Origin of the sequence: Promicromonospora sp. NPDC059942, assembly GCF_042731755.1 — a bacterium.
GTDB lineage: Bacteria > Actinomycetota > Actinomycetes > Actinomycetales > Cellulomonadaceae > Promicromonospora.
On the sequence record NZ_JBHWLR010000003.1, the window covers coordinates 196,623 to 220,865 of the forward strand.

Genomic DNA, 24,243 nt, shown 5'->3' on the forward strand with positions numbered 1-24,243 from the left:
AGATCGACACTCGAATGTGGGGAGGGGGTGGAAGGGGGGGAGAAGAGACAGAAGGGAGGAGGAGGACCCTTTCCCGGGGGGGGGGGAAGGCCCTCAGGTCACCCCGGTGACCTGAGGGCCTGACACGTTTCTGCTGCTCCGCGGCTACTCCGCGGCGTCCACCGTGATGCGGACCTCGCCGGGGTTCAGCCGCGTCTCGGCCTCGCTCCAGGCGGCCTCGTCGCGCAGCCACACCTGGTCGTCCACGTGCACCTCGACCGCCTGCGTGGCCTGGGCCGTCGCGACGGCCCACTGGGCGGTCGCCCAGCCGCCGCGCACCGGGTCGTCGGGCGTCAGCGGCGTCGCGTCCACCGTCACGGTCGCCGACGCCGGGTCCTGCCGGTTGGGATCCGCCGCGCCGGTCGCGGGCGCGAGCCCCAGGTCCCGGCCCAGGCGGCCCGCCACGACGTCACGGGCGGCCGCGGGGGCGATCTGGTCGCCGTCGGCCACCGGGGCGAGCTCGCAGGACAGGGCGGCGGGGGAGTTGCCCGTGAGGGCCGAGGCCCAGGCGCGCGAGCGCGTCTCGTGCTGCGCGTACGCGTCGGGGTAGGCGGAGCGCTGCACGGTCTGCGCGGCGTCCGTCACCTCCATGTCCTCGTACCCCTCGACCTCGATCAGCACGTCGTAGAAGGCGTTGGTGGAGTAGGCCGGGTCGAGGATCTCGTCGACGGTGCCCCAGCCCTGGGACGGCCGCTGCTGGAACAGCCCCACGGAGTCGCGGTCGCCGTAGTCGATGTTGATGAGCTTGGACTCCTGCAGCGCCGTGGCCAGGCCGATCGTGGCCGCCCGGGCGGGCAGGCCGCGGGCCACCGCGGTGCCGGCCACGAGCGCCGCGTTGTCCGCCTGGTCGGGCGAGAGGTACCAGTTCGCGTCCTCCAGCACCGCCGTGCAGCGCTCGGTCACGGGACCGGACCCCGCGAGGCGGTTCAGCCCCACGACGACGCCCACCGTCGCGACCACGCACACGGTCCCGACCGCCACGACGTACTTCAGGGCGCGCCCGACCGACCGCGGCGGCGTGGGGCCGTCAGCGGGTGGCGGGACCGACGAACCGGTCTCAGCCAGGAGGGCCATGCGAGCTCCCTGTCGTCCGGGGCGGTATCAGGAGGGCCACGAATTGTAATCCGCCTGGTCAGGGATGGTGCAAACGGGGACGGATGCCTCAGTTGGCGTGCAGCACCTCGTTGAGCTCGATGCCGACGCCGGTGCGGTCGAGCACCTCGACGGCGCCCGTGGTGGAGTTGCGCCGGAACAGCAGGTTGCTGCGGCCGGCGAGGTCGCGCGCCTTGACGGGGGCGGTACCGTCGCCGTACGGGTCGGCCGCCGCGCCGAGCACCGTCACCTTGGTGCCCGCCGTGAGGTACAGGCCGGCCTCGACCACGCAGTCGTCGCCGAGGGGGATGCCGAGGCCCGCGTTGGCGCCCAGCAGGCAGCGCTCGCCGAGCGACACGACCTGCTTGCCGCCGCCGGACAGGGTGCCCATGATCGACGCGCCGCCGCCGACGTCGGACCCGTCGCCGACCGTGACGCCCGCCGAGATGCGGCCCTCGACCATGGACGTGCCGAGCGTGCCCCCGTTGAAGTTGACGAAGCCCTCGTGCATCACGGTGGTGCCCGGCGCGAGGTACGCGCCGAGGCGGACGCGGTCGGCGTCGGCGATGCGGACGCCCGACGGGACGAGGTAGTCGACCATGCGGGGGAACTTGTCGACGCCGAACACGGTGACGTGGCCGCGGGCGCGCAGACGCAGGCGGGTCTCCTCGAAGCCGTCGACGGCGCACGGGCCGGCGCTGGTCCAGACGACGTTGGTCAGGGCCCCGAAGATGCCGTCCATGTTGAGGCCGTGCGGGCGGACCAGGCGGGCGGACAGCAGGTGGAGCCGCAGGTACGCGTCGGAGACGCTCTTGGGCGGGTCGGCGAGGTCGATCTGCGTGGTCACGACCTCGAGCCGGACCCGTCGCACGTCGTCGGTGCCGGCGGCCGCGGCGAGCGACTCCGGCGGCGTGGCGCCGGCGGGCGCGTCGCCGAGGGCGGGCGCCGGGTACCAGGTGTCGAGGGTGGTGCCGTCGTCGGCGATCGTGGCAAGGCCGAAGCCCCATGCGGTCGTCATGCCTCCAGCCTAACGGCCGCACGGAGCCCATAGGCTTGCCCTGTGGACAACGCGATCGACCCTGCCCTGCTCGACCCGTCCGGTGAGGGGGCCGACCTGGTCGCCCTCACCCGGATCCTCTGCGACATCCCGTCCGTCAGCGGCGACGAGAAGGCCCTCGCCGACGCGATCGAGGCGGTCCTGCGCGGCTGCCCGCACCTGGAGGTGCTGCGCGACGGCGACGCCCTGGTGGCCCGGACGCACCTCGGCCGCGACCGGCGCGTGGTCGTGGCCGGGCACATCGACACCGTGCCGATCGCGGACAACCTGCCGACCCGGCTGGTCGGTCCGGACGGCGCGGGCGCCGACGGCGGGCCGGACGCCGTCCTCTGGGGCCGCGGCACCGTCGACATGCTGGGCGGCGTCGCCGTGGCCCTCGCCCTGGCGGCCGAGCTCGGGGCACCCGGCACCGCGCCCGCCCACGACCTGACGTGGATCTTCTACGACCACGAGGAGGTGGACTCCGCGCTGAACGGCCTGGGCCGGCTGGCGCGCAACCACCCCGAGCTCCTGCGGGGCGACTTCGCGATCCTGGGGGAGCCCTCGAACGCCGGGATCGAGGGCGGCTGCAACGGCACGATGCGCGTCGAGGTGCGCACGCACGGCGTCGCCGCGCACTCGGCGCGGGCCTGGACGGGCGAGAACGCCATCCACGCGGTCGCGCCGGTGCTGACCCGGCTGGCGGCCTACGAGCCGCGCGAGGTCGAGGTGGACGGGCTGGTCTATCGCGAGGGCCTCAACGCCGTGCGGATCGAGGGCGGCATCGCGGGCAACGTGATCCCGGACGCGTGCACGGTGGAGGTGAACTACAGGTTCGCCCCCTCGCGCTCCGTCGCCGAGGCGGAGGCCCACCTGCGGGAGGTCTTCGCCGGTTTCGAGGTCCTCGTGACGGACGCCGCGGGTGGCGCCCGTCCGGGCCTCGACGACCCGCTGGCGGCGCAGTTCGTGAAGTCGGTGCTGGCCACGACGGGTGGCGCCCCGGCACCCAAGTACGGGTGGACCGACGTCGCCCGGTTCTCGGAGCTGGGGGTGCCCGCGGTGAACTTCGGGCCCGGCGACCCGCTGCTCGCGCACAAGGACGACGAGCACCTGCCGGTCGCGCAGCTCGCGCAGTGCCGCGACGCGCTGCGAGCCTGGCTCCTGGACGACTAGTTTGGTCGCATGAGCGACGACGGCATTCCACAGTCCGGCCGCGGCTACCGCCGTGGTCCGGTGCTCCTGCGCGGGAACCAGATCCCGCGCACCACGACGGACCAGCGCCTCCTGGCCTCCGACCAGGACACCGACTGGCTGCACTCCGACCCGTGGCGGGTGCTGCGCATCCAGAGCGAGTTCGTCGAGGGTTTCGGCGCGCTGGCCGAGCTCGGCCAGGCCGTCTCGGTGTTCGGCTCGGCGCGCACCAAGCCGGGTCACCCGGACTACGCCGCCGGCGAGACCGTGGGCCGGCTGCTGGTCGAGGCCGGCTACGCCGTCATCACGGGTGGCGGGCCCGGCATCATGGAGGCCGCGAACAAGGGCGCCGCCGAGGCGGGCGGCACGTCCGTGGGCCTCGGTATCGAGCTGCCCTTCGAGCAGGGTGTGAACGAGTACGTCAATCTCGGAATCAACTTCCGCTACTTCTTCGCGCGAAAGACGATGTTCCTGAAGTACGCACAGGGATTCATCGTCATGCCGGGTGGTTTCGGCACCTTCGACGAGCTCTTCGAGGCCGTCACCCTGGTGCAGACGCACAAGGTCACCCAGTTCCCGATCGTCCTGGTGGGAAAGGCGTACTGGGGCGGGCTCCTGGAGTGGGTCCGGACGACGGCGCTGGAGCACGGTGTCATCAGCGCCGCCGACCTCGACATCATCCACCTGACCGACGACCCGGCGGACGCGGTGCGGCACGTGGTCGACCGGGCCCACCAGATCGCGGCGGAGCAGGCGGCCCTGCAGGCGGCCGTGGCCGCCGAGCGGGCGACGGAGGAGGCCGCGGGCACGCGGCAGGGGCAGCTGAACTCCCTGGGCACCGCGTAGGTGGACCGCGCGGAGGCTCACGGGACGGCGGTTCCGCCGCCGTCCGAGCGGCTGGTGCTGCGCGGGCGTGAGGTGGGGCGCACGGGCCGCGCGGTGCGCCCGGTCGTGATGGCGGTGCTCAACCGCACCACCGACTCGTTCTACGCGCCCGCCCGGGTGCCCGACGACGCCGCGGCGCTGGCCGCCGCGGAGCGCGCCTGGGCCGACGGCGCCGAGATCCTCGACGTCGGCGGCGTGCGGGCGGGCAACGGCGCGCCCGTCGACGAGGCCGAGGAGATCCGCCGCGTCGTGCCGTTCGTGGCCGCCGTGCGCCGTGCCGTGCCCGACCTGCTGGTCTCGGTCGACACGTGGCGCGCCGGGGTGGCCCGCGCCGCGATCGACGCCGGCGCGGACCTGATCAACGACACGTGGGCCGGGCACGACCCCGCCCTCGTGGAGGTGGCGGGCGCCGCCGGCGTCGGCGTCGTCTGCTCGCACACGGGCGGCGCCGTGCCGCGCACCGACCCGTACCGGGTGGAGTACCCCGGCCCCGACGGCCTGGTGGCCGACGTCGTGGCGACCCTGCGGGCCGCCGCGGAGCGGGCCGTGGCGTGCGGCGTGCCGCGCGAGTCCGTGCTCGTGGACCCGACCCACGACTTCGGCAAGAACACGTGGCAGTCCCTGCAGCTCCTGCGGCGCACCGAGGCGCTCGCCGGGCTCGGTTTCCCCTTGCTGATGGCGCTCTCCCGCAAGGACTTCGTGGGGGAGACGCTCGACCTGCCGCCCGAGGAGCGGCTGGAGGGCACGCTGGCCGCGACGGCGGTGGCGGCGTGGCTCGGTGCGCGGGTCTTCCGGGCCCACGACGTGGCCGCGACGCGGCGGGTGCTCGACCTCGTGGCGGCCCTGCGCGACGAGGCACCGCCGGCCGCCGCCCTGAGGGGTCTTGCCTGAGCCCACGCACGATTCGACTCCCTTCCCAGCACCCGCCGGTGTGAACGACCGGCGAATGGGCGAGTGGAAAGTAAGGGGCGTCATTTGAACTAGAATGGGTCTGTGCCCTCGGCGTTCGCCGGAGACATGAATGCTGCTACACACCGGACAACGGAATGGGAGAGCCACACATGGCTGCGATGAAGCCGCGAACGGGTGACGGACCGCTCGAGGTCACCAAGGAGGGGCGCGGCATTGTCATGCGTGTGCCGCTCGAGGGCGGCGGTCGGCTCGTCGTCGAGCTCAACGCGACCGAGGCCAGCGAGCTCGGAGACGCTCTCCAGACCGTCGTCGGCTGACCGGCCGACCCGGTCTCCAGTCTTTCGGCGGCCGTCCGTCGCGAGAACCGGCCTCTCGGCAGGTCAGCGGCGGACGGCCAGCAGCAGCCCGTCCCCGCTCGGCAGCATGGCGGGCAGCACCCGCTCGTCGTTCCGCAACGTCCGGCCCACCTCCCGCACCACGGTGGTGAGCTCGTCGCGACGTGCGGGGTCCGCCACCCGGTCCCGCAGCAGCGCGCTGTCGACGGCGAGCACGCCGCCCGGGCGCAGCAGCCGCAGGGCCTCGTCCACGTACTCGGGGTACGCGAGCGGGTCGCTCGCCACGAGCACCAGGTCGTAGGCGCCGTCCGCCAGCCGGGGCAGCACGTCCCCGGGCCGTCCGGGGATGATCCGGGTGCGGTGCGGGGCCACGCCGTCCTCCACGAACGCCGCCCGCGCGGCGCGCTGGTGCTCCACCTCGCGGTCGATGGTGGTGAGCTGGCCGTCCTGCGGCATGCCCCGCAGCAGCCAGAGCGCGGCCACCCCGGCCCCCGTGCCGACCTCGACGACGGCGTGCGCGTTGGTGGCGGCCGCGAGCACCCGCAGCACCGCCCCGACCCCGGGCAGCACGGCGGTGCAGCCCAGCTCCGAGGCGCGTTCGCGGGCGCGCAGCAGCACCTCGTCCTCGGGGACGAAGGCCTCGCTGTAGACCCAGGCCGCGACCCTGCCGTGGCCTGACGGCTCCGCTGTGCTGATGGCTTCCTCCGCTGAACCGGGCAGTTGTGTACATCACGTGCGGCGTCAGGGTACAGCCCGTGGGAACGCCTGGGCTTTGACGTACGTTGAGAGGACGATGACTTCTGTGAGCACTCGCCCAGCAGCAGACGCGACCGCGCCGGTACCCTCCGGGGCCGGCGCCGCAGACCTGCCCTGGCAGCCGCCTACCTGGGAAGAGATCGTGCGCGAGCACTCCGCGCGCGTCTACCGGCTCGCCTACCGTCTGACCGGCAACAAGCAGGACGCCGAGGACCTGACGCAGGAGACCTTCATCCGGGTGTTCCGTTCGCTGTCCAGCTATACGCCGGGCACGTTCGAGGGCTGGCTGCACCGCATCACCACCAACCTGTTCCTGGACCAGGCGCGCCGCAAGAAGCGCATCCGCATGGAGGCGATGGGTGACGACGACGGCCACGTCGCCGACACCGGCGACTTCGGCCGGCCGGAGCGCGGGTACGAGCACGCCAACCTCGACCAGGACGTCCAGCGCGCGCTCGACGCGCTGCGGCCGGAGTACCGCGCGGCCGTCGTGCTGTGCGACATCGAGGGCCTGAGCTACGAGGAGATCGCCGTGACTCTGGGCGTCAAGCTCGGCACCGTGCGCTCCCGGATCCACCGCGCCCGCGCCCAGCTCCGCGACGCGCTGGAGCACCTGGCGCCGACGCGCGGGGGCGTGCGATGAGCCACCTCGGTGACCTGGTCAGCGCTCTGGCTGACGGGCAGCTCTCGCCCGCGGAGACGGAGCGCGCGCTCTCCCACGTGACGATGTGCCGCCTGTGCGCCCGCGAGCTCGACACGGCGCGCGCCGCCCGGCGGGCGCTCTCGTCGGCCGCCGACGTGGTGCCCGACCCGGCCCTCACCGCCCGCCTGATGGCGCTCCAGGCCAGCATCCCGTCCGCGGACGAGGACCCGCTGCGCCGACCGTTCCTGGGCCCGGACCCGCTGGCCGCGCCGGTGTGGCAGGCCTCGGGGTTCGGCGACTTCGACGGCCGGATCGACCGCCCCGCCCGGCGCCGCAGGACCGCCCGGATCACCGCGCTCGGTGTCGGCGGAGCCGGCGTGCTGGGCCTGGCACTCTTCACGCTCGGCGACATGCCCGTGGTGTCCCCGCAGCTCTCCGCGCAGACCAGCATGACGATGCTCGGCCGGACAGGGCCCGACGCCGCGGCCGCCGGCCAGGACGTGCTCGCGGAGCTCGACGTGGACCCCGCCCAGCTCACGCCCGCCGCGCTCGACTGGGCCGCGGACAACGGCTGGGTGGCGCCCACCGACCTGCCCGACGGCTACACGGTCTCGGCCATGCGCCTCGTGGGCGAGCAGGGCCAGACGCTGGAGATCGACCTCACCGGGCCTTCGGGCCACGCCGTGGTGCGCGAGCGCGCCGGGCAGCTCGCCCAGGGCGGTACGACGGTCGGCGGCGTCCAGGTGCTGGCCACGGAGCCCGCCCACGTGGCGTGGCAGTCCGACGACATGGTGGTCGACGTCGTCGCCGACGCGCCGGAGGAGGTACTGACCGAGCTCGTGGCGTCGTTCGGTGAGCATGGCTACGATGCCGGGGTCCTGCCCCGCATCGCCCGCGGGTGGCACACCGTGACAGGAGCCATCGAAAGCCCATGACCGACGAGAACCCGTTCGCGCCTCCCACACCGCGCGCAGCAGTGCCCCCCGCGAACGAGCCGACGCCGGTCGCGGGGCGCACGCCCGAACCCGCGCCCACGGGGACGCCGGCAGAGCAGCCGGCCGCCGAGCGCCCGACGGAGCAGCTCCCGGCCCCGCAGGCCCCCGCGCCCGTCCCGGCCCCGCCGGCCCCGGGACAGCCGGCCCAGGCCCAGCCGACCCAGCAGCTCCCGGCGACGGGTTACCTGACCACGATCCCCGCGCCGTCGGCCGCCGACCAGGACGAGCACGCGCCGCACGCGGGGACCGACCCGCACGGCACGGCGCCCCACGGCACAGAGCCCCACGGCACCACCCCGTACGGCACCGCGCAGCCGCCCCGGTCGCGCCGGAGCCGGCTCGGCGCGGGCGCGGTGTCCGCCGTCGTGCTGCTGGGCCTGCTCGCCGGTGCCGGCGGCGGCGTCGGCGCCTACGCGCTGCTGGACGCCCGCGGGACGGCGCGCCCGGCCGACGCCGCGCTGCCCCAGCCCGCCGCCGGCACCACCCACGTGGACCGCCCGGAGGGCTCGGTGGCCGCGATCGCCGCCGCCGCGCTGCCGAGCGTGGTCTCGATCGAGGTGCGCGCCCAGCAGGGCGTGGCCACCGGGTCGGGCATGATCCTGAAGTCCGAGGGCTACATCCTCACGAACAACCACGTGGTCGCCGAGGCGGCCTCGGGGGCGGACGTGACGGTCACCTTCTCGGACGGCCACGAGCAGCCCGCCAAGCTGGTGGGGGCCACGCCGGACTACGACCTCGCCGTCATCAAGGTCGAGGAGACGGGGCTGGAGCCGCTCGTGCTGGGCGACTCCGACGACGTCGTGGTCGGCGACTCGGTGCTCGCCGTGGGCTCGCCGCTGGGCCTGGAGGCCACGGTGACCACCGGCATCGTCAGCGCGCTGCACCGCCCCGTCAAGGCGGGGGAGTCCGCGGAGGCGGCGTTCATCGACGCCATCCAGACCGACGCCGCGATCAACCCCGGCAACTCCGGCGGCCCGCTCGTCAACTCGGCGGGCGAGGTGATCGGCATCAACTCGGCCATCGCGCAGGGGCCGGGCACCACCACGGCCACCGGCAACATCGGCCTCGGGTTCGCCATCCCGTCCAACCAGGCGCGGCACACGGCCGAGCAGCTCATCGAGACGGGCACGGCGACGTTCCCGATCATCGGCGTGCTGCTGGACCCCAGCTACCAGGGCGAGGGCGTCCAGGTGTCGCAGGAGGCCCAGCAGGGCACGCCCGCGGTGACGCCGGACGGCCCCGCCGACCAGGCGGGCATCAAGCCCGGCGACGTGATCCTCGCGGTCGACGGCCGCCCCGTGTCGGTCGCCGACGAGCTCATCGTCGCGATCCGCGCCAAGGCGCCCGGCGACCCGGTGACGCTCCAGGTGCGCTCCGGGAACGACGAGCGCGAGGTCCGCGTGGTGCTCGAAGAGCGGTCGAGCGGCCAGTGAACGGGATTCATCGGGCGTTCTCCGGGCCGTCCCGCGACGCGAGTAGGCTCTGACCGTGTTCGGTATCAACGGCTGGGAGTTCGTGATCATCCTGGTGGTCGCGATGCTCGTGATCGGCCCGGAGCGTCTGCCCACCTACGCGGAGCAGCTCGGCGCCCTCGTGCGCCGGGGTCGCGACCTGCTCCAGAACGCCAAGGCCCGCGTCGACGACGAGCTCGGGCCGGAGTTCAGCGACGTCGACTGGTCCAAGCTCGACCCGCGCCAGTACGACCCGCGCAGGATCGTGCGGGACGCGCTGATGGACGACAGCCCGTCCGACTACTCCCGGTCCGCCGCCGCGCGGGCCGCGGACGGGGTGGCGGCACGGAACGGCATGTCAGCGACGTCGGCCGGACCGGCCGCGGAACCCGGGAAGGCGCCGTACGACGACGAAGCGACCTGAGGATTCGGTGAGGACGCACAGACCTGCCAGAATGTTGGGCATGTCGTCCCACACCCCGACCGCGCCGGACACCGCTGCCGTGGCCGATCTGCCCACCCGGAAGCGCATCTTCTCCGGGATGCAGCCGACCGACGGCTCGCTCCACCTGGGGAACTACATCGGTGCCCTGTCCCAGTGGATCGCGCTGCAGGACTCCTACGACGCGCTCTACTGCGTCGTCGACCTGCACGCGCTGACGGTCAGCCCCGACCCGGAGCTGCTGCGCGAGCGCACCCGGCGCACCGCGGCGCAGTACCTGGCCGGCGGCATCGACCCGGAGCGGTCCATCCTCTTCGTGCAGTCGCACGTGGCGGCGCACGCCGAGCTGGCGTGGCTGCTGAGCTGCCAGACCGGGTTCGGCGAGGCCGGCCGGATGACGCAGTTCAAGGACAAGTCCGCGAAGCAGGGCAGCGAGGGCACCACGGTCGGGCTCTTCACCTACCCCGTGCTGATGGCGGCCGACATCCTCCTGTACGACGCCGGTCTGGTCCCCGTGGGCGAGGACCAGCGCCAGCACCTGGAGCTCACGCGCGACCTCGCGGAGCGGCTGAACACCCGCTTCGGCGCGGGTACCGCCGTCGTGCCGGACACGCACATCGTCAAGGCCGTGGCGAAGATCCAGGACCTGCAGGACCCCAGCGCCAAGATGAGCAAGTCCAGCACGGGCGGCAAGGGCGTCGTCTGGCTGCTGGAGGACCCCAAGAAGGCGGTCAAGGCCATCAAGTCGGCCGTGACCGACGCCGACGAGTCCTACGGCGTGCGCTTCGACCCGGCCGAGAAGCCGGGCATCTCGAACCTGCTGACGATCTTCTCGGCCGTGACCGGCCGCGACATCGACGCGATCGCCAAGGAGTACGACGGCCGCGGCTACGGCTACCTCAAGGTGGACCTGGCCGACGCCGTCGTCGCGTTCCTCGAGCCGTTCCAGGCCCGGGCCGAGACGTACCTCGCGGACCCCGCGCAGCTCGACAAGGTGCTGGCCGACGGCGCCGACCGGGCCCGCGCGATCGCCCGCCCGGTGCTGGACCGGATGTACGAACGGTTCGGGCTGCTGCCCGCGCGAGGCGAACGGTGAACCTCCCCGAGCGCGGACCGGGCCAGGTCCGCATCGGGATCGCGATCGAGATCCCGGAGCCCTACGCCGCGCAGCTCAGCGCGGCGCGGGTGGCTGCCGACGACCCGCTCGCGAACTTCATCCCTCCGCACATCACGCTGCTGGGACCCACCCTGCTCGACGCCGGGCGGCTCGCCGAGGCACGGGAGCACCTGGCCGCCGTGGCTGCCGCCGCTGCGCCGTTCACCGTGCGGCTGCGCGGCACGGCCACCTTCCGGCCCATCTCGCCGGTGGTGTTCGTGTCGCTGGCGCAGGGCATCTCCGAGTGCGAGCGGCTCGAGGCGAGCGTGCGCACGGGGATCCTGGACGGCGAGCTGCGGTTCAACTACCACCCGCACGTCACCATCGCGCACGAGGTGCCGGACGCCGACCTCGACAAGGCGTTCGAGGCGATGGCGGACTACTCCGCGGACTTCGACGTCGACCGGTTCTACCAGTACGAGCACGGTGACGACGGGATCTGGCGACCACAGGCGGCGTTCCCCCTCGGCGTCTAGTCTCGTCGCGATGAGGCGGCTGATCGAGTGGGGGCAGGCGCTCTGGGCGCGCTGGGAGGCGACCCGTCCGGGCCGGGCACTGACCCGGTTCAACACGGCGAACGGCGCCGTGCTCAGCGGGGGCATGGCCTACGCCGCCCTGTTCTCGCTGTTCGCGGCCCTCGCGATCGGCTACACCGTGTTCGTGCGCGTGCTCGGCGGGGACGCCGACCTGCGGGACGCGGTGCTGGACCAGATCGACACGTGGATCCCGGGGCTGGTGGACACCGGCAGCGGCGGGGTGCTGTCGCCGAACGACCTCGTGATCTCCACCGGCCTGAGCTGGACCTCGGCCGTGGCGGCGCTGGTGCTGCTGTGGTCCGCCACCAACTTCATGGGCGCCCTGCGCACGTCGGTCCGGGCGATGTTCGCGGAGATCGACGGCCACGGGAACCCGGTGACCGACCGCCTGCGGCAGCTCTTCGGGTTCGTGCTGCTCGGCGTCGGCGTGCTCGTCACGGCGGCGGCCAGCGTGGCGGTCTCGGCGGCGGTGCCCTGGACGCTGGAGAGCCTCGGCCTGGACGGGGGCGCGGTGTCCTTCGCGGTACGTGTCGGCGGCGCCCTGGTGACCCTGGCGCTGGACGCGGTCGTCGTGGCCGCCGTGGTCCGGTACGTGGGCGGCGTGCGGACGGCCTGGCGGGACCTGCTGTACGGCTCGCTCGCGGTCGGCGTCGTCGCCGGTGCGCTGCGCTACCTCGGCACCGAGGTGATCTCGGGTGCCGCCGCCCGCAACGCCCTGCTGGCGTCGTTCGCGGTGGTGGTGACCATCCTGGTGCTGGTCAACCTGCTGGCCCGGGTCCTGCTCATGGCCTGCGCCTGGATGGCCGACCCGCCTGCCGCACACGACCCGCCTGCCGCACACGACCCGACCGCCGAGGACGACGAGAACGGGGCGGCATAGGACCTCGTCCCGTGCCGCCCCGTTCTCCCCGAAGGATCAGAACGCGCGAGTGATCATCGCGCGCTTGACCTCCTGGATCGCCTTCGTCACCTCGATGCCACGGGGGCACGCCTCGGTGCAGTTGAAGGTCGTGCGGCAGCGCCACACGCCCTCCTTGTCGTTGAGGATCTCCAGGCGCTGCGTGCCACCCTCGTCACGGCTGTCGAAGATGAAGCGGTGCGCGTTCACGATCGCGGCCGGGCCGAAGTACTGGCCGTCCGTCCAGAACACCGGGCAGGACGACGTGCACGCGGCGCACAGGATGCACTTGGTGGTGTCGTCGAACTTCGCGCGGTCCTCGGGGGACTGGTAGCGCTCCTTGGAGGGCTCGTTCCCGGAGGTGATGAGGAACGGCATGATCTCGCGGTAGGAGGCGAAGAACGGCTCCATGTCGACCACGAGGTCCTTGACCACGGGCAGGCCCTTGATGGGCTCGACCGTGATCGGCTTGTCCGGGTTGACGTCCTTCAGGAGCGTCTTGCAGGCCAGGCGGTTACGACCGTTGATCCGCATCGCGTCCGAGCCGCAGACCCCGTGCGCACAGGAGCGGCGGAACGTGAGCGAGCCGTCCTCGTCCCACTTGATCTTGTGCAGGGCGTCGAGGATGCGGTCGGTCCCGTGCGCCTCGACGGTGAAGTCCTGCCAGGTGGCCTCTTCGGACACCTCGGGGTTGAACCGCCGGATGCGCAGCGTGACCGTGAACGAGGGGATCTCGCCCGCGGCGGGAGTCGGGGTGGCGGCTTCGAGTGTGGCAGTCATCAGTACTTACGCTCCATCGGCTCGTACCGGGTCTGGACGACGGGCTTGGAGCCCAGGACGACCTTGTAGCCGTCGAACTCCTCGACGTGGTCGAAGTAGCCCTCGACGTGACCCTCGGCCTGGTCGGACGCCGCGGTGGGGCGCCGGTAGGCCATGGTGTGCAGCATGTAGTTGGCGTCGTCGCGGTTCGGGAAGTCCTCGCGGTAGTGACCGCCGCGCGACTCCTTGCGGTTGATCGCCGCGACCACGGTGACCTCGGCGATGTCGAGCAGGAAGCCCAGCTCGATCGCCTCCAGCAGGTCGGTGTTGAAGAGCTTGCCCTTGTCCTGGACGGACGCGTTGCGGTAGCGCTTCTGCAGCTCGCGGATGTCGGCCAGGGCCGCGTTCAGCGAGTCGCCCGTGCGGAACACCTGGGCGTTGAGGTCCATGGTGTCCTGGAGCGCCTTGCGGATGTCCGCCACGCGCTCGCCGTCGGGCCGGTTGCGCATCTCGTCGAGCTGCTCGACCACGCGGACGGTCGGGTCCTCGGGCAGCTCGTGGAACGTCGCCGTCTTCGCGTACGCGGCGGCCGCACGGCCGGAGCGCTTGCCGAAGACGTTGATGTCGAGCAGCGAGTTGGTGCCGAGGCGGTTGGAGCCGTGCACGGACACGCAGGCGACCTCACCGGCGGCGTAGAGGCCCTTGACCACGTTGACGCCGTCGCGGAGCACCTCGCCCAGGATGTTCGTCGGCACGCCGCCCATGGCGTAGTGCGCCGTGGGGTACACCGGGACGGGCTCGGTGTAGGGCTCGATGCCGAGGTAGGTGCGCGCGAACTCGGTGATGTCCGGGAGCTTGGCGTCGATGTGCGCCGGCTCCAGGTGCGTCAGGTCGAGCAGCACGTAGTCCTTGTTCGGGCCGGCGCCGCGGCCCTCGCGGACCTCGTTCGCCATGGACCGGGCCACGATGTCGCGCGGCGCCAGGTCCTTGATGGTGGGGGCGTAGCGCTCCATGAAGCGCTCGCCCTCGGAGTTGCGCAGGATGCCGCCCTCACCACGGGCCGCCTCCGACAGGAGGATGCCCAGGCCCGCCAGGCCTGTCGGGTGGAACTGGAAGAACTCCATGTCCTCCAGCGGCAGGCCGCGGCGGTACGCCAGCGCCATGCCGTCACCGGTCAGGGTGTGCGCGTTCGAGGTGGTCTTGAAGATCTTCCCGGCGCCGCCCGTGGCGAAGATGATCGCCTTGGCCTGGAACACGTGGATCTCGCCGGTGGCCAGGTCGTAGGCGACCACGCCGGTGGCGTTGACCTCCTCGCCGTCCGCGATCTCCTCGGTGGTGAGGTCGTGGTCGGTGATGAGGTCCAGCACGTAGAACTCGTTGAAGAACTCGACGTCCTGCTTGACGCAGTTCTGGTAGAGCGTCTGGAGGATCATGTGGCCGGTGCGGTCGGCGGCGTAGCACGCGCGGCGCACGGCGGACTGGCCGTGGTCCCGGGTGTGCCCGCCGAACCGGCGCTGGTCGATCTTGCCCTCGGGGGTGCGGTTGAACGGGAGGCCCATCCGCTCCAGGTCGAGGACCGACTCGATGGCTTCCTTCGCGAGGATCTCGGCCGCGTCCTGGTCGACGAGGTAGTCGCCGCCCTTGACGGTGTCGAACGTGTGCCATTCCCAGTTGTCGTCCTCGACGTTGGCGAGGGCCGCGGCCATGCCGCCCTGGGCGGCACCCGTGTGGGAGCGGGTGGGGTACAGCTTGGAGATCACCGCGGTGCGGGCCTCCTTCGACGACTCGAGGGCGGCGCGCATTCCTGCGCCGCCGGCGCCGACGATCACGACGTCGTACTGATGGGTCTGCATCGGGCTCGATGCCTCCTGCTATGAGGTTCGGAGTGTGGGGCTGGGGGTGTGCCGGTGGTGCGGGAGCGCTAGGCCGTGCAGAAGGAGGCGAGCAGCTCTGCGGGGGCGTCCGGCGGGCACGGGTCGAACGTGAAGATCACGAGGGTGCCGAGCACGACCACGACGGTGAACGCCAGGAGCAGCAGGCCCTTGAGGATGCCGCGCGTCAGGTCCCGCGTCGCGTAGTCGTTGATGATGGTGCGCACGCCGTTGGTGCCGTGGATCATCGCGAGCCACAGCATGAGGAGGTCCCAGACCTGCCACAGCGGGCTCGCCCACTTGCCGGCCACGAAGCCGAAGTCGATGGCGTGCACGCCGTCGCCGACCATCAGGTTCACGAACAGGTGGCCGAAGATGAGGACGATCAGCACCACGCCGGACGCGCGCATGAAGACCCAGGAGTACAGCTCGTAGTTGCCGCGCGTCGTCTTGCGGCGCACGTACGGGGAGCGGGGGGAGTCGATCTTGGCCACCGCAGCGGTTCCGTGTGCCATCAGTGACCCCCGGTGAAGACGTTGATGAGGTGGCGCGGCAGGAAGCCCGCCATCGTCACGACGAAGAGGCCGACGACGACCCACAGCATGACCTTCTGGTACTTGGGGCCCTTGGCCCAGAAGTCCACCAGGATGATGCGGATGCCGTTGAAGGCGTGGAAGACGATCGCGGCCACGAGCCCGGCCTCGCCGAGCCCCATGATCGGGGTCTGGTACGTGCCGATCGCGGCGTTGTACGCCTCGGGGGACACGCGCACCAGGGCTGTGTCGAGCACGTGCACGAGCAAGAAGAAGAAGATCAGCACGCCGGTCACGCGGTGCGCGACCCACGACCACATGCCTTCACGGCCGCGGTACAACGTGCCTGCTGGTGCGGTGGGCACTTCGGGAGCCTCCTATGGCTGTCCGGCTGGGGGGTGGCTGGTCCCCACTGTAATGACAAAGGTTCGCCTCGATCGCCGCCCGGCAGCCCTCGCGGGCATCAAGACACGGCATTTGTGACTGATCCCACAGGGGAGATGTCGTGGCTTCGGGCACCCGTCAGGTTGCTCGTGCGTTGCTGCCCGGACCCGACCCTGGAACCAGCCAGGGTTCGCCCGGAATTCGGCGAGTTTTGGCTGCGGGAACGTGGTCCGGCTGACATCCTGCGGGGCATGACTTCGGCCGCCGCCCTATCGTCCCCGATCGACGACTTCTTCGCAGTGGTACCAGCCGGCGGGTCCGGCACGAGGCTCTGGCCGCTGTCCCGCGGCGGGGAGCCCAAGTTCCTGCACGACCTCGTGGGATCGGGCGAGTCCCTGCTCCAGTCCACGGAGCGCCGGCTGCGCCCGCTGGCGGGACCCGACGGCGTCGTCCTGGTCACGGGTGAGCAGCACGTCGCCGCCTGCCGGGCGCAGCTCCCGGGCCTGTCCGACGACGCCGTGCTCGCCGAGCCGTCGCCGCGCGAGTCCATGGCGGCGATCGGGCTGGCGGCGGCCGTCCTGGAGAAGCGGCACGGCGACGTGGTGATCGGCTCGTTCGCCGCCGACCACGTGATCCACGGGACGCGCGCGTTCCAGCTGGCGGTCCGCGAGGCCGTGGCCGCCGCGCGGGCGGGCTACGTCACCACCGTCGGGATCGCCGCGTCGCGGCCGTCGACCGCCTTCGGGTACGTGCGCTCGGGCGAGCCGCTCGGCGTCGAGGGCGCGCCGCACACGCTGCACGTGCGCGGCTTCACCGAGAAGCCCGACGCCGCCACCGCGCGCACCTACCTCGCCTCGGGCGAGTACCGCTGGAACGCGGGCATGTTCGTCTCGCGCACGTCCGTGCTGCTGGGGCACCTCGCCGAGCAGCGGCCCGCGCTGCACGACGGCCTGCGGACCGTCGCCGACGCGTGGGACACCCCGCGCCGCGCCGCGGTGCTCGCGGAGGTGTGGCCGGGCCTGGAGAAGATCGCGATCGACCACGCGGTGGCCGAGCCGGTCGCGGAGGCGGGCGGCGTCGCCGTCGTGCCGGGGACCTTCGGGTGGGACGACGTCGGGGACTACAACTCGCTGGCCGTGCTCCTGCCGTCCGACGACGACCGCGGCGCCAAGGTGCTCGGCGACCCCGGCGACGTGCTGCGCATCGAGAGCGCCGGCTCCGTGGTGGTCCCGGCGTCCGGCCGGCTGGTGACGGTGCTGGGGCTGGACGACGTCGTCGTCGTGGACACGCCCGACGCGCTCCTGGTGACCACGCGCGCACGTGCGCAGCAGGTCAAGGACGTGGTCGCCGCGGTCCGCGAACGGGGCAGGGAGGATCTGCTCTGAATCAAGGATCTTTCCCTGATGTCTCACAGATGTCCGCATGGTGGGACGCATCGCCCGCTGCCGTGTCTCGCGGGGCGGACGGCGCTACCGTGAGTGCGTGAACCCGACCCACGAACCCGTCAGTATCGCCGATTTCGATCAGATCGTTTCGCACGATCAGATGCCGGTCGGGGACGTGCCCGGGGGGAACGCGACGGACGTCGTCGCAGGCCTGGCGGCCAGGGTCGGCGAGCTGGCCGACGGGTTCGACGCGGAGCTGGTCGCGTTCCGCCGCGACGTGCACCGCCACCCCGAGCTGTCGCGCCAGGAGATCCGCACCTCAGCGCTGCTGGTCGAGCGCCTGCGGGCCGCCGGGCTGGACCCGCGCCCGCTGCCGACGGGCTCCGGTCTGGTCTGCGACATCGGCCCCGACCACGGGCCCGACGGCGAGGGCCGGGTGGGCCTGCGCGCCGACCTCGACGCGCTGCCGCTGCACGAGACGAGCGGCGTGGAGTTCGCCTCGACCCGGCCGGGCGTGGCCCACGCCTGCGGGCACGACGTGCACACCACGGTGGTGCTCGGCGCGGGCCTCGTGCTCGCCCGCCTCCAGGAGGAGGGGCGGCTGCGGCGCGGCGTCCGGCTCTTCTTCCAGCCCGCCGAGGAGGTCTTCCCGGGCGGCGCGGAGGACATCATCAACAAGACCTCCGAGCTGGACGGCGTGGACCGCATGGCCGCGCTGCACTGCGACCCGAAGTTCGACGTCGGCCACGTGGGTACCCGCATCGGCCCCATCACGTCGGCGAGCGACTCCGTCATGGTGACCATCTCGTCGCCCGGCGGCCACACCTCCCGCCCGCACCTCACCGGCGACGTCGTGTTCGCGCTCGGCCAGGTCATCACGCAGACGCCCGCCGTGCTCGGCCGGCGGCTGGACCCCCGCTCGGGCGTGAACCTCACGTGGGGCGCCGTCCAGGCGGGCTCGACGCCGAACGCGATCCCGTCGACCGGCATCCTGAAGGGCACGCTGCGCTGCCTCGACGTCCGCGCGTGGGAGAAGGCGGGCGAGCTGGTCCGCGAGGCCGTGGAGCAGGTCGTGGCCCCCTACCAGGTCGACATCTCGGTGACCGTGACCCACGGCGTGCCGCCCGTCGAGAACGAGGCGGAGGCCACCGGCGACCTCGAGGCGGCCATCCGGGACGCCGTCGGGCCCGACGCCGTGCAGCTCACCGAGCAGTCGATGGGCGGCGAGGACTTCGCCTGGTACCTGCGCAAGGTCCCGGGCACGATGGCGCGGCTCGGCGTGCGCACGCCGGGCGGCCGCACCTACGACCTGCACCAGGGCGACCTGGTCGTGGATGAGCGCGCGATCGGCGTGGGCGTAAGGACACTCGCCCAGTTCGCTGCCTCCTGAGCGAGAAGTGTTGCTGTCGATGACGCTTCGGTAACGACTTACTCCGGTTACCGTCTCGAAACGCGAAATGCCAGATGCGCTGGCTACCCTCGGTGCGGTATAGGGCTCCAGATCCGTCTGGAACGTCGCCCTCAGGATCATCGAAGGAGCACCAGTGAAGAAGGCTGTCTGGCTCACCGCCCTTGCGGGAGCAACGGCGCTCGCGCTCTCGGCGTGCGGCGCCGCCCCGGAGGAGTCCACTGGTGGCGAGACCGCCGCCGCCAGTGACTTCAAGCCCTGCATCGTCTCGGACGCCGGCGGGTTCGACGACAAGAGCTTCAACCAGCTCAGCTTCGAAGGCGTGAACGCTGCCGCCGACGAGCTCGGCACGAAGGCCGTCTCGGTCCAGTCCGCGTCCGAGAGCGACTACAAGGGCAACGTCGAGTCCCTCGTGGCGGAGGACTGCGACACGATCGTCACCGTCGGCTTCGCGCTGTCGGCCACCACGATCGAGTCCGCGACCGAGAACCCGGACATCGACTACATCATCATCGACGACGCGGCCGACGCGGACTTCGACGGCAAGGCCGACGCCGACAACATCAAGCCGCTGCTGTACGACACGGCGCAGGGCGCGTTCCTCGCGGGCTACCTCGCCGCGGGCTACTCGGAGGCCGGCAAGGTCGGCACCTTCGGTGGCATGGACTACCCGACCGTCACCATCTTCATGGACGGCTTCAAGCAGGGCATCGACTACTACAACGAGACCAAGGGCGAGAACGTCGAGCTCGTCGGCTGGGACGGCAAGAAGGGCTCGTTCACGGGCGGCTTCGCGGCCGACCCGGCGGCCAAGCAGACCGCGCAGAACGTCCTGGACCAGGGGGTCGACGTGATCCTGCCCGTCGGTGGCCCGATCTACCAGTCGGCCATGGACGCGATCGCGGACTCGGGCGAGGACGTCGCCCTCGTGGGCGTGGACGCCGACTTCTACGAGTCGGACCCGGCCACGCAGGACATCGTGCTGACCTCGATCCTCAAGGGGATGGACGTCTCCACGCAGGAGGCCGTCGTCGCCTCGGGCAAGGACGAGTTCGACCCGACCCCGTACGTGGGTACCCTCGAGAACGGCGGCGTGGACATCGCCCCGCTGCACAACTTCGAGGACAAGGTGGACCCGGCCCTGTGGGAAGAGGTCCAGGCCCTCAAGGAGTCGATCATCGCCGGCGACGTCAAGGTGGAGTCCTACCTCGCCAAGTGACCCGCGGGTCACGGCTGACGGCCGACCGGTCGCAGGCTGACCGGTCGACGGTCGAGACTTGACGCAAGATGGTCCCGGGGGGCACGGCATGCGCCGTGCGCCCCGGGACCTGTCATGAGCAGGACCCCTGTCGGGAAGGATTCCTATGCGGCTCGAGCTGCGCGGCATCACCAAGCGCTTCGGCGCGCTCGTCGCGAACGACCACATCGACCTGGTGGTGCAGCCAGGTGAGATCCACTCGCTCCTGGGCGAGAACGGGGCGGGCAAGTCCACCCTGATGAACGTGCTGTACGGCCTGTACGAGGCCGACGAGGGCGAGATCCTCCTGGACGACGTCGTCCAGGACTTCGCCGGACCGGGCGACGCCATGGGTGCGGGCATCGGCATGGTGCACCAGCACTTCATGCTCGTGCCCGTCTTCACCGTGGCGGAGAACGTCATGCTCGGTCACGAGCAGACCCGCGGCGGCGGGCGCCTCGACCTGGAGGCGGCCCGCGCCCAGGTGCGGGAGATCTCCGCCCGCTTCGGCTTCCACGTGGACCCCGACGCCGTGGTCGAGGACCTGCCCGTGGGCGTGCAGCAGCGGGTCGAGATCATCAAGGCGCTCTCCCGGAACGCCGACGTGCTGGTCTTCGACGAGCCGACGGCGGTGCTGACGCCGCAGGAGACCGACGAGCTGATGGCGATCATGCGCCAGCTGCGCGACGAGGGCTCCGCGATCGTGTTCATCACCCACAAGCTGCGCGAGGTGCGCGCCGTGGCCGACCGCATCACGGTGATCCGGCACGGCAAGGTCGTGGGCGAGGCCAGCCCGACGGCGTCCGACGCCGAGCTCGCCTCCCTGATGGTCGGTCGCTCCGTCGAGCTCACCGTGCAGAAGGAGACGCCCACCCTGCGGGACAACGCGCTCAAGGTCACCGACCTGGTGGTCACCAGCGGGTCCGGCGTCGTGGTGGTCGACGGCGTCAGCTTCGAGGTGCGCGGCGGCGAGGTGCTCGTGATCGCCGGCGTGCAGGGCAACGGCCAGACCGAGCTCACCGAGGCCCTGATCGGGCTGCAGGGCGACGTGTCCGGCAGCATCGCGCTCGACGGCAAGGAGCTGGTGGGCCGCTCGGTGCGCCGCATCCTCGACCAGGGCGTGGGCTTCGTGCCCGAGGACCGCACGCTCGACGGGCTGATCGGCGAGTTCACCATCGCCGAGAACCTCATGCTCGACCGCACCGACGGGCCGCCCTTCGTGAAGGCGGGCGCCCTGCAGCTGTCCCACCGCGACCGGTTCGCGGACGAGAAGGTCGCCGAGTTCGACGTCCGCACGCAGAGCATCACCACGCCGGTGGGGCGCCTGTCGGGCGGCAACCAGCAGAAGGTGGTGCTCGCCCGCGAGCTGTCCCGCGACCTGCGCCTGTTCGTCGCGGCCCAGCCGACGCGCGGCGTGGACGTGGGCTCCATCGAGTTCATCCACAAGCGGATCGTCGCCACGCGCGACGCCGGGGTGCCGGTGGTCGTGGTCTCGACCGAGCTGGACGAGGCGGTGGCCCTGGCCGACCGCATCATGGTGATGTACCGCGGCAAGGTCGTGGGCATCGTGCCCGCGGACACCCCGCGTGACGTGCTGGGCCTGATGATGGCGGGGATCTCGCCTGAGGACGCGAACGGAGGCGAGGCGGCATGAACGCGCCCGAACCGAGCCCGGGGAACAACCCCGAGCAGGAGCCGGGCCTCGACCCCGGCACCGCCGAGGAGCTGGAGCAGGAGCGCGCCCGCGAGCTGGGCGCACCCGCCGGCGAGGAGGTGCAGGACACCGCCAGCCGCATGGCCAGGGCCCTGCAGCAGACGATGACCAGCTCCTGGACCGTGGCCGTCGGCGCCGTGCTGCTCGCCGTCGTCGCGGGCTCGATCATGATCGCCTTCACCGACGAGGAGGTGAAGGCGGCCGCGGTGTACTTCTTCGCGCGGCCCGTCGACACCTTCGTCGCGATCGGGCAGGCGGTCGGCGGCGCCTACGCCGCGCTGTTCCGCGGCTCCGTGGTGAACCTCCAGGCACCGGACTTCGTCACCGCGATCCGGCCGCTGACCGAGACGTTCAGCTACGCGACCCCGCTCATCGCGGCGGGCCTCGGCGTGGCGCTCGCGTTCCGGGCCGGCCTGTTCAACATCGGTGGCCAGGGGCAGATGCTCGTGGCGGCCGCGGCGGCCGGCTGGGTGGGCTTCGGCGTCAGCGGGGTGCCGTTCCCGCTGCACCTGCTGCTGGCTCTCATCGCCGGCATCGCGGCCGGCGCCGTGTGGGCCGGCATCGCGGGCGTGCTCAAGGCCCGCACCGGGGCGCACGAGGTGATCGTCACGATCATGCTCAACTACGTCGCGTTCTACCTGATCTCCTACTTCCTGGCGACGCCGGGCCTGCTGCAGGCGCCCGGCTCGTCCAACCCCAAGACGCCGCCGACCCCCGAGTCGGCGCAGCTGCCCACCCTGCTGGGCGACCGGTTCAACGTGACCTGGGGCTTCGTGCTGGCCCTGCTGGCCGTCGTCGGCGTGTGGTGGCTGCTCAACCGCTCGTCCACCGGCTTCGCGTTCCGCGCCGTCGGCGAGAACCCGCGTGCGGCGCGCGTGGCCGGCATCGACACGGGGCGGGCCACGATCAACGTGATGCTGGTGGCCGGTGGCCTGGTCGGCCTGGCCGGCGCCTCGCAGGTGCTGGGCGGCGTGACCACGGGCTTCAGCTCCGACATCGACGCCGGCATCGGGTTCGACGCCATCACCGTCGCGCTGCTCGGCGGGTCCAACCCGTGGGGCGTGCTCGCGGCGGGCATCCTGTTCGGCGCGTTCAAGGCGGGCGGCACCACCATGCAGGCCGCCGAGGGCGTCCCGAGCGACATCGTGCTCGTGGTCCAGTCGCTCATCGTGCTGTTCATCGCCGCGCCGCCGCTGGTGCGGGCCATCTTCCGGCTGCCCGACCCGAACCGGCGTCGGACACCGAAGAAGGCCAAGGCGGCCCGGAACCGGAAGGAGGCGGCCGCGTGAGCGCCGACCACCAGACCACCCAGCTCGACGCGCCGCTGTCGGAGACGACGCGCACCGTCACGCTCGTGTCGTGGAAGACGGCGGGCGTGCTGCTCACCGTGACCGTGCTGTACGCGCTGCTGCTGCTCGCCGTGCCGCACTCGGGCGACACCCGGTTCCTGCTGTCCCAGCGCGGCGACTTCTTCCAGATCCCCGTGATCGTGGTGCCCGCGACGGTGTTCGCGTGGGTGTGCGGCGCGGTGATGCTCACGGTGACCGCCGTCGCCTTCGCGCTCACGGCGCGCGGCCGCCGGACGTCGGTCTGGCTCGTCGTGCTCTACTCCCTGGCCGGCCTGCTCGGCTTCCTGGCCTGGGCCGGCGCGGGCAGCCCCCGCGACCTGTCGATCGTCGGCCTGCTCGGCGGCGCCGTGCTGTGGTCCGTGCCGTTCGTCTACGGCGCGCTGGGCGGCGTGATCGGCGAGCGCGCGGGCGTCGTCAACATCGCGATCGAGGCGCAGCTCCTCGGTGCGGCGTTCACGGCGGCGATCGTCTCCTCGATCACGAACAGCGCCGTGGCCGGTCTGGTCGCGGCCCTGTTCGCGGGCGCGCTCGTGGCCCTGGTCCTCGGCGTGTTCGCCATCACGTACCACGTGAACCAGGTGATCGTCGGTGTCGTGCTCAACGTGCTGGTGGTCGGCCTGACCAGCTTCCTGTACTCGCAGGTGCTGGTGCCGAGCGCGGAGACGCTGAACTCGACCACGCGGTTCCAGTCCATCCCGATCCCGGTGTTGTCGGACATCCCGGTGATCGGCCCGGTCCTGTTCGACCAGCCGCTGCTCATCTACCTGATGTTCATCGCCGTGCCGACCGTCTGGTACACGCTGAACCGCACCCGCTGGGGCCTGCGCCTGCGGGCCGTGGGCGAGCACCCGAAGGCCGCCGACACCGTGGGCATCGACGTGGTGCGCACCCGGTACAACGCCGTGCTCGTGGCCGGTGCCGTGGCCGGCCTGGGCGGTGCGTTCTACACGACCGTCCAGCTCAGCCAGTTCGGCGAGAACATGACCGGCGGCGCGGGCTACATCGCCCTGGCCGCCGTCATCTTCGGCAAGTGGGACCCGGTGCGCGCCGCCTTCGCGGGCCTGCTGTTCGGCTTCGCGTCGAACCTGCAGAACGTGCTGTCCGTGGTGGGATCGCCCGTGCCGAGCCAGTTCATGCTCATGATCCCGTACGTCGTCACCCTGCTCGCCGTCGCGGGCCTCGTCGGGCGCTCGCGCCCGCCGGCCGCGTCGGGCGAGCCGTACGTCAAGGGGTGAG

The 24,243-nt window shown here is 72.1% G+C and carries 24 protein-coding genes; 17 read left to right on the top strand and 7 right to left on the bottom strand.

Going from position 1 to position 24,243, the window contains the following annotated elements; translation table 11 throughout:
- Positions 1-144: 144 nt before the first annotated feature.
- Positions 145-1,113 (bottom strand): hypothetical protein, encoded by a 969-nt coding sequence (locus ACFV9Q_RS05980; RefSeq protein ID WP_377228876.1) that lies wholly within the window; start codon positions 1,111-1,113, stop codon positions 145-147.
- A gap of 88 nt (positions 1,114-1,201) precedes the next feature.
- Positions 1,202-2,149: a 2,3,4,5-tetrahydropyridine-2,6-dicarboxylate N-succinyltransferase gene (gene dapD / locus ACFV9Q_RS05985; RefSeq protein WP_377233608.1), complete on the bottom strand. Its 948-nt coding sequence runs from the start codon at positions 2,147-2,149 to the stop codon at positions 1,202-1,204.
- A gap of 42 nt (positions 2,150-2,191) precedes the next feature.
- On the opposite strand from dapD, the gene dapE reads away from it, so the two are divergent.
- From dapE to ACFV9Q_RS06005, 4 genes are all read left to right on the top strand, one after another.
- Entirely contained in the window at positions 2,192-3,340 is a 1,149-nt protein-coding gene (gene dapE / locus ACFV9Q_RS05990; RefSeq protein WP_377233609.1) for a succinyl-diaminopimelate desuccinylase, read from the top strand.
- Positions 3,341-3,349: 9 nt separating this feature from the next.
- Positions 3,350-4,204 carry a TIGR00730 family Rossman fold protein gene (locus ACFV9Q_RS05995; protein WP_377228873.1) on the top strand — a complete coding sequence of 285 codons (855 nt, stop codon included), beginning with the start codon at positions 3,350-3,352 and terminating at the stop codon, positions 4,202-4,204.
- Positions 4,205-5,134: a dihydropteroate synthase gene (folP, locus tag ACFV9Q_RS06000; RefSeq protein WP_377233610.1), complete on the top strand. Its 930-nt coding sequence runs from the start codon at positions 4,205-4,207 to the stop codon at positions 5,132-5,134.
- A 170-nt stretch (positions 5,135-5,304) separates the two neighbouring features.
- The gene (locus ACFV9Q_RS06005) at positions 5,305-5,472 is read left to right on the top strand and encodes a DUF3117 domain-containing protein (protein ID WP_084467633.1); all 168 of its coding nucleotides are present in this window, start codon (positions 5,305-5,307) and stop codon (positions 5,470-5,472) included.
- 63 nt (positions 5,473-5,535) lie between these two features.
- Here ACFV9Q_RS06005 and ACFV9Q_RS06010 read toward each other — a convergent pair whose 3' ends face one another.
- Positions 5,536-6,108 (bottom strand): O-methyltransferase, encoded by a 573-nt coding sequence (locus ACFV9Q_RS06010; protein ID WP_350224564.1) that lies wholly within the window; start codon positions 6,106-6,108, stop codon positions 5,536-5,538.
- Positions 6,109-6,283: 175 nt separating this feature from the next.
- Here ACFV9Q_RS06010 and sigE point away from each other — a divergent pair, with 175 nt between their 5' ends.
- From sigE to ACFV9Q_RS06045, 7 genes are read left to right on the top strand one after another with little or no spacing between them, the layout of a single operon-like run.
- Positions 6,284-6,889: an RNA polymerase sigma factor SigE gene (gene sigE, locus ACFV9Q_RS06015; protein ID WP_377233611.1), complete on the top strand. Its 606-nt coding sequence runs from the start codon at positions 6,284-6,286 to the stop codon at positions 6,887-6,889.
- A complete protein-coding gene (locus ACFV9Q_RS06020) occupies positions 6,886-7,824 on the top strand; it encodes a zf-HC2 domain-containing protein (RefSeq protein WP_377233612.1) in 939 nt (312 codons plus the stop codon). Before sigE ends, ACFV9Q_RS06020 begins: the two co-directional genes overlap by 4 nt.
- On the top strand, positions 7,821-9,317 hold the full coding sequence (locus tag ACFV9Q_RS06025) for a trypsin-like peptidase domain-containing protein (protein WP_377233613.1): 1,497 nt from the start codon (positions 7,821-7,823) through the stop codon (positions 9,315-9,317). Before ACFV9Q_RS06020 ends, ACFV9Q_RS06025 begins: the two co-directional genes overlap by 4 nt.
- Positions 9,318-9,372: 55 nt before the next feature.
- Entirely contained in the window at positions 9,373-9,759 is a 387-nt protein-coding gene (locus ACFV9Q_RS06030; RefSeq protein ID WP_377233614.1) for a twin-arginine translocase TatA/TatE family subunit, read from the top strand.
- Positions 9,760-9,799: 40 nt separating this feature from the next.
- Entirely contained in the window at positions 9,800-10,873 is a 1,074-nt protein-coding gene (trpS, locus tag ACFV9Q_RS06035) for a tryptophan--tRNA ligase (RefSeq protein ID WP_377233615.1), read from the top strand.
- Positions 10,870-11,409: a 2'-5' RNA ligase family protein gene (locus ACFV9Q_RS06040; RefSeq protein ID WP_377228866.1), complete on the top strand. Its 540-nt coding sequence runs from the start codon at positions 10,870-10,872 to the stop codon at positions 11,407-11,409. The genes trpS and ACFV9Q_RS06040 overlap by 4 nt, the downstream gene beginning before the upstream one ends.
- A gap of 10 nt (positions 11,410-11,419) precedes the next feature.
- A complete protein-coding gene (locus ACFV9Q_RS06045; protein WP_377233616.1) occupies positions 11,420-12,349 on the top strand; it encodes a YihY/virulence factor BrkB family protein in 930 nt (309 codons plus the stop codon).
- Positions 12,350-12,385: 36 nt separating this feature from the next.
- Here the strand turns inward: ACFV9Q_RS06045 and ACFV9Q_RS06050 are convergent, their stop codons facing one another.
- From ACFV9Q_RS06050 to sdhC, 4 genes are all read right to left on the bottom strand, one after another.
- The gene (locus ACFV9Q_RS06050) at positions 12,386-13,147 is read right to left on the bottom strand and encodes a succinate dehydrogenase iron-sulfur subunit (RefSeq protein ID WP_357480169.1); all 762 of its coding nucleotides are present in this window, start codon (positions 13,145-13,147) and stop codon (positions 12,386-12,388) included.
- A complete protein-coding gene (gene sdhA / locus ACFV9Q_RS06055; protein ID WP_377228864.1) occupies positions 13,147-14,979 on the bottom strand; it encodes a succinate dehydrogenase flavoprotein subunit in 1,833 nt (610 codons plus the stop codon). The genes ACFV9Q_RS06050 and sdhA overlap by 1 nt, the downstream gene beginning before the upstream one ends.
- Before the next feature lie 68 nt (positions 14,980-15,047).
- On the bottom strand, positions 15,048-15,512 hold the full coding sequence (locus tag ACFV9Q_RS06060) for a succinate dehydrogenase hydrophobic membrane anchor subunit (RefSeq protein WP_377228863.1): 465 nt from the start codon (positions 15,510-15,512) through the stop codon (positions 15,048-15,050).
- Positions 15,512-15,895, bottom strand: coding sequence for a succinate dehydrogenase, cytochrome b556 subunit (sdhC, locus tag ACFV9Q_RS06065; protein WP_285102742.1), 384 nt, complete (start codon positions 15,893-15,895; stop codon positions 15,512-15,514). The genes ACFV9Q_RS06060 and sdhC overlap by 1 nt, the downstream gene beginning before the upstream one ends.
- 270 nt (positions 15,896-16,165) lie before the next feature.
- Between sdhC and ACFV9Q_RS06070 the strand changes: the two genes are divergently transcribed.
- The 6 genes from ACFV9Q_RS06070 to ACFV9Q_RS06095 all read left to right on the top strand — a co-directional run bounded on the left by ACFV9Q_RS06070 (position 16,166) and on the right by ACFV9Q_RS06095 (position 24,242).
- Entirely contained in the window at positions 16,166-17,299 is a 1,134-nt protein-coding gene (locus ACFV9Q_RS06070) for a mannose-1-phosphate guanylyltransferase (RefSeq protein ID WP_377233617.1), read from the top strand.
- Positions 17,300-17,459: 160 nt separating this feature from the next.
- On the top strand, positions 17,460-18,689 hold the full coding sequence (locus ACFV9Q_RS06075; RefSeq protein ID WP_377233618.1) for an amidohydrolase: 1,230 nt from the start codon (positions 17,460-17,462) through the stop codon (positions 18,687-18,689).
- A 154-nt stretch (positions 18,690-18,843) separates the two neighbouring features.
- Complete coding sequence (locus tag ACFV9Q_RS06080; protein ID WP_377233619.1) at positions 18,844-19,926, top strand: BMP family protein; 1,083 nt, start codon at positions 18,844-18,846, stop codon at positions 19,924-19,926.
- 145 nt (positions 19,927-20,071) lie between these two features.
- A complete protein-coding gene (locus ACFV9Q_RS06085; protein WP_377233620.1) occupies positions 20,072-21,598 on the top strand; it encodes an ABC transporter ATP-binding protein in 1,527 nt (508 codons plus the stop codon).
- Positions 21,595-22,947 (top strand): ABC transporter permease, encoded by a 1,353-nt coding sequence (locus ACFV9Q_RS06090; RefSeq protein WP_377233621.1) that lies wholly within the window; start codon positions 21,595-21,597, stop codon positions 22,945-22,947. The genes ACFV9Q_RS06085 and ACFV9Q_RS06090 overlap by 4 nt, the downstream gene beginning before the upstream one ends.
- Positions 22,944-24,242: an ABC transporter permease gene (locus tag ACFV9Q_RS06095; protein WP_377233622.1), complete on the top strand. Its 1,299-nt coding sequence runs from the start codon at positions 22,944-22,946 to the stop codon at positions 24,240-24,242. The genes ACFV9Q_RS06090 and ACFV9Q_RS06095 overlap by 4 nt, the downstream gene beginning before the upstream one ends.
- The last annotated feature ends 1 nt before the right edge of the window (position 24,243 follow it).

Coding starts and splice junctions, on each gene's coding strand:
- ACFV9Q_RS05980 (WP_377228876.1), bottom strand. CDS start 1,113: ATGGCCCTCCTGGCTGAGACCGGTTCGTCGGTCCCGCCACCCGCTGAC.
- dapD (WP_377233608.1), bottom strand. CDS start 2,149: ATGACGACCGCATGGGGCTTCGGCCTTGCCACGATCGCCGACGACGGC.
- ACFV9Q_RS05995 (WP_377228873.1), top strand. CDS start 3,350: ATGAGCGACGACGGCATTCCACAGTCCGGCCGCGGCTACCGCCGTGGT.
- ACFV9Q_RS06005 (WP_084467633.1), top strand. CDS start 5,305: ATGGCTGCGATGAAGCCGCGAACGGGTGACGGACCGCTCGAGGTCACC.
- sigE (WP_377233611.1), top strand. CDS start 6,284: ATGACTTCTGTGAGCACTCGCCCAGCAGCAGACGCGACCGCGCCGGTA.
- ACFV9Q_RS06020 (WP_377233612.1), top strand. CDS start 6,886: ATGAGCCACCTCGGTGACCTGGTCAGCGCTCTGGCTGACGGGCAGCTC.
- ACFV9Q_RS06025 (WP_377233613.1), top strand. CDS start 7,821: ATGACCGACGAGAACCCGTTCGCGCCTCCCACACCGCGCGCAGCAGTG.
- trpS (WP_377233615.1), top strand. CDS start 9,800: ATGTCGTCCCACACCCCGACCGCGCCGGACACCGCTGCCGTGGCCGAT.
- ACFV9Q_RS06045 (WP_377233616.1), top strand. CDS start 11,420: ATGAGGCGGCTGATCGAGTGGGGGCAGGCGCTCTGGGCGCGCTGGGAG.
- ACFV9Q_RS06050 (WP_357480169.1), bottom strand. CDS start 13,147: ATGACTGCCACACTCGAAGCCGCCACCCCGACTCCCGCCGCGGGCGAG.
- sdhA (WP_377228864.1), bottom strand. CDS start 14,979: ATGCAGACCCATCAGTACGACGTCGTGATCGTCGGCGCCGGCGGCGCA.
- ACFV9Q_RS06060 (WP_377228863.1), bottom strand. CDS start 15,512: ATGGCACACGGAACCGCTGCGGTGGCCAAGATCGACTCCCCCCGCTCC.
- ACFV9Q_RS06070 (WP_377233617.1), top strand. CDS start 16,166: ATGACTTCGGCCGCCGCCCTATCGTCCCCGATCGACGACTTCTTCGCA.
- ACFV9Q_RS06075 (WP_377233618.1), top strand. CDS start 17,460: ATGCCGGTCGGGGACGTGCCCGGGGGGAACGCGACGGACGTCGTCGCA.
- ACFV9Q_RS06085 (WP_377233620.1), top strand. CDS start 20,072: ATGCGGCTCGAGCTGCGCGGCATCACCAAGCGCTTCGGCGCGCTCGTC.
- ACFV9Q_RS06090 (WP_377233621.1), top strand. CDS start 21,595: ATGAACGCGCCCGAACCGAGCCCGGGGAACAACCCCGAGCAGGAGCCG.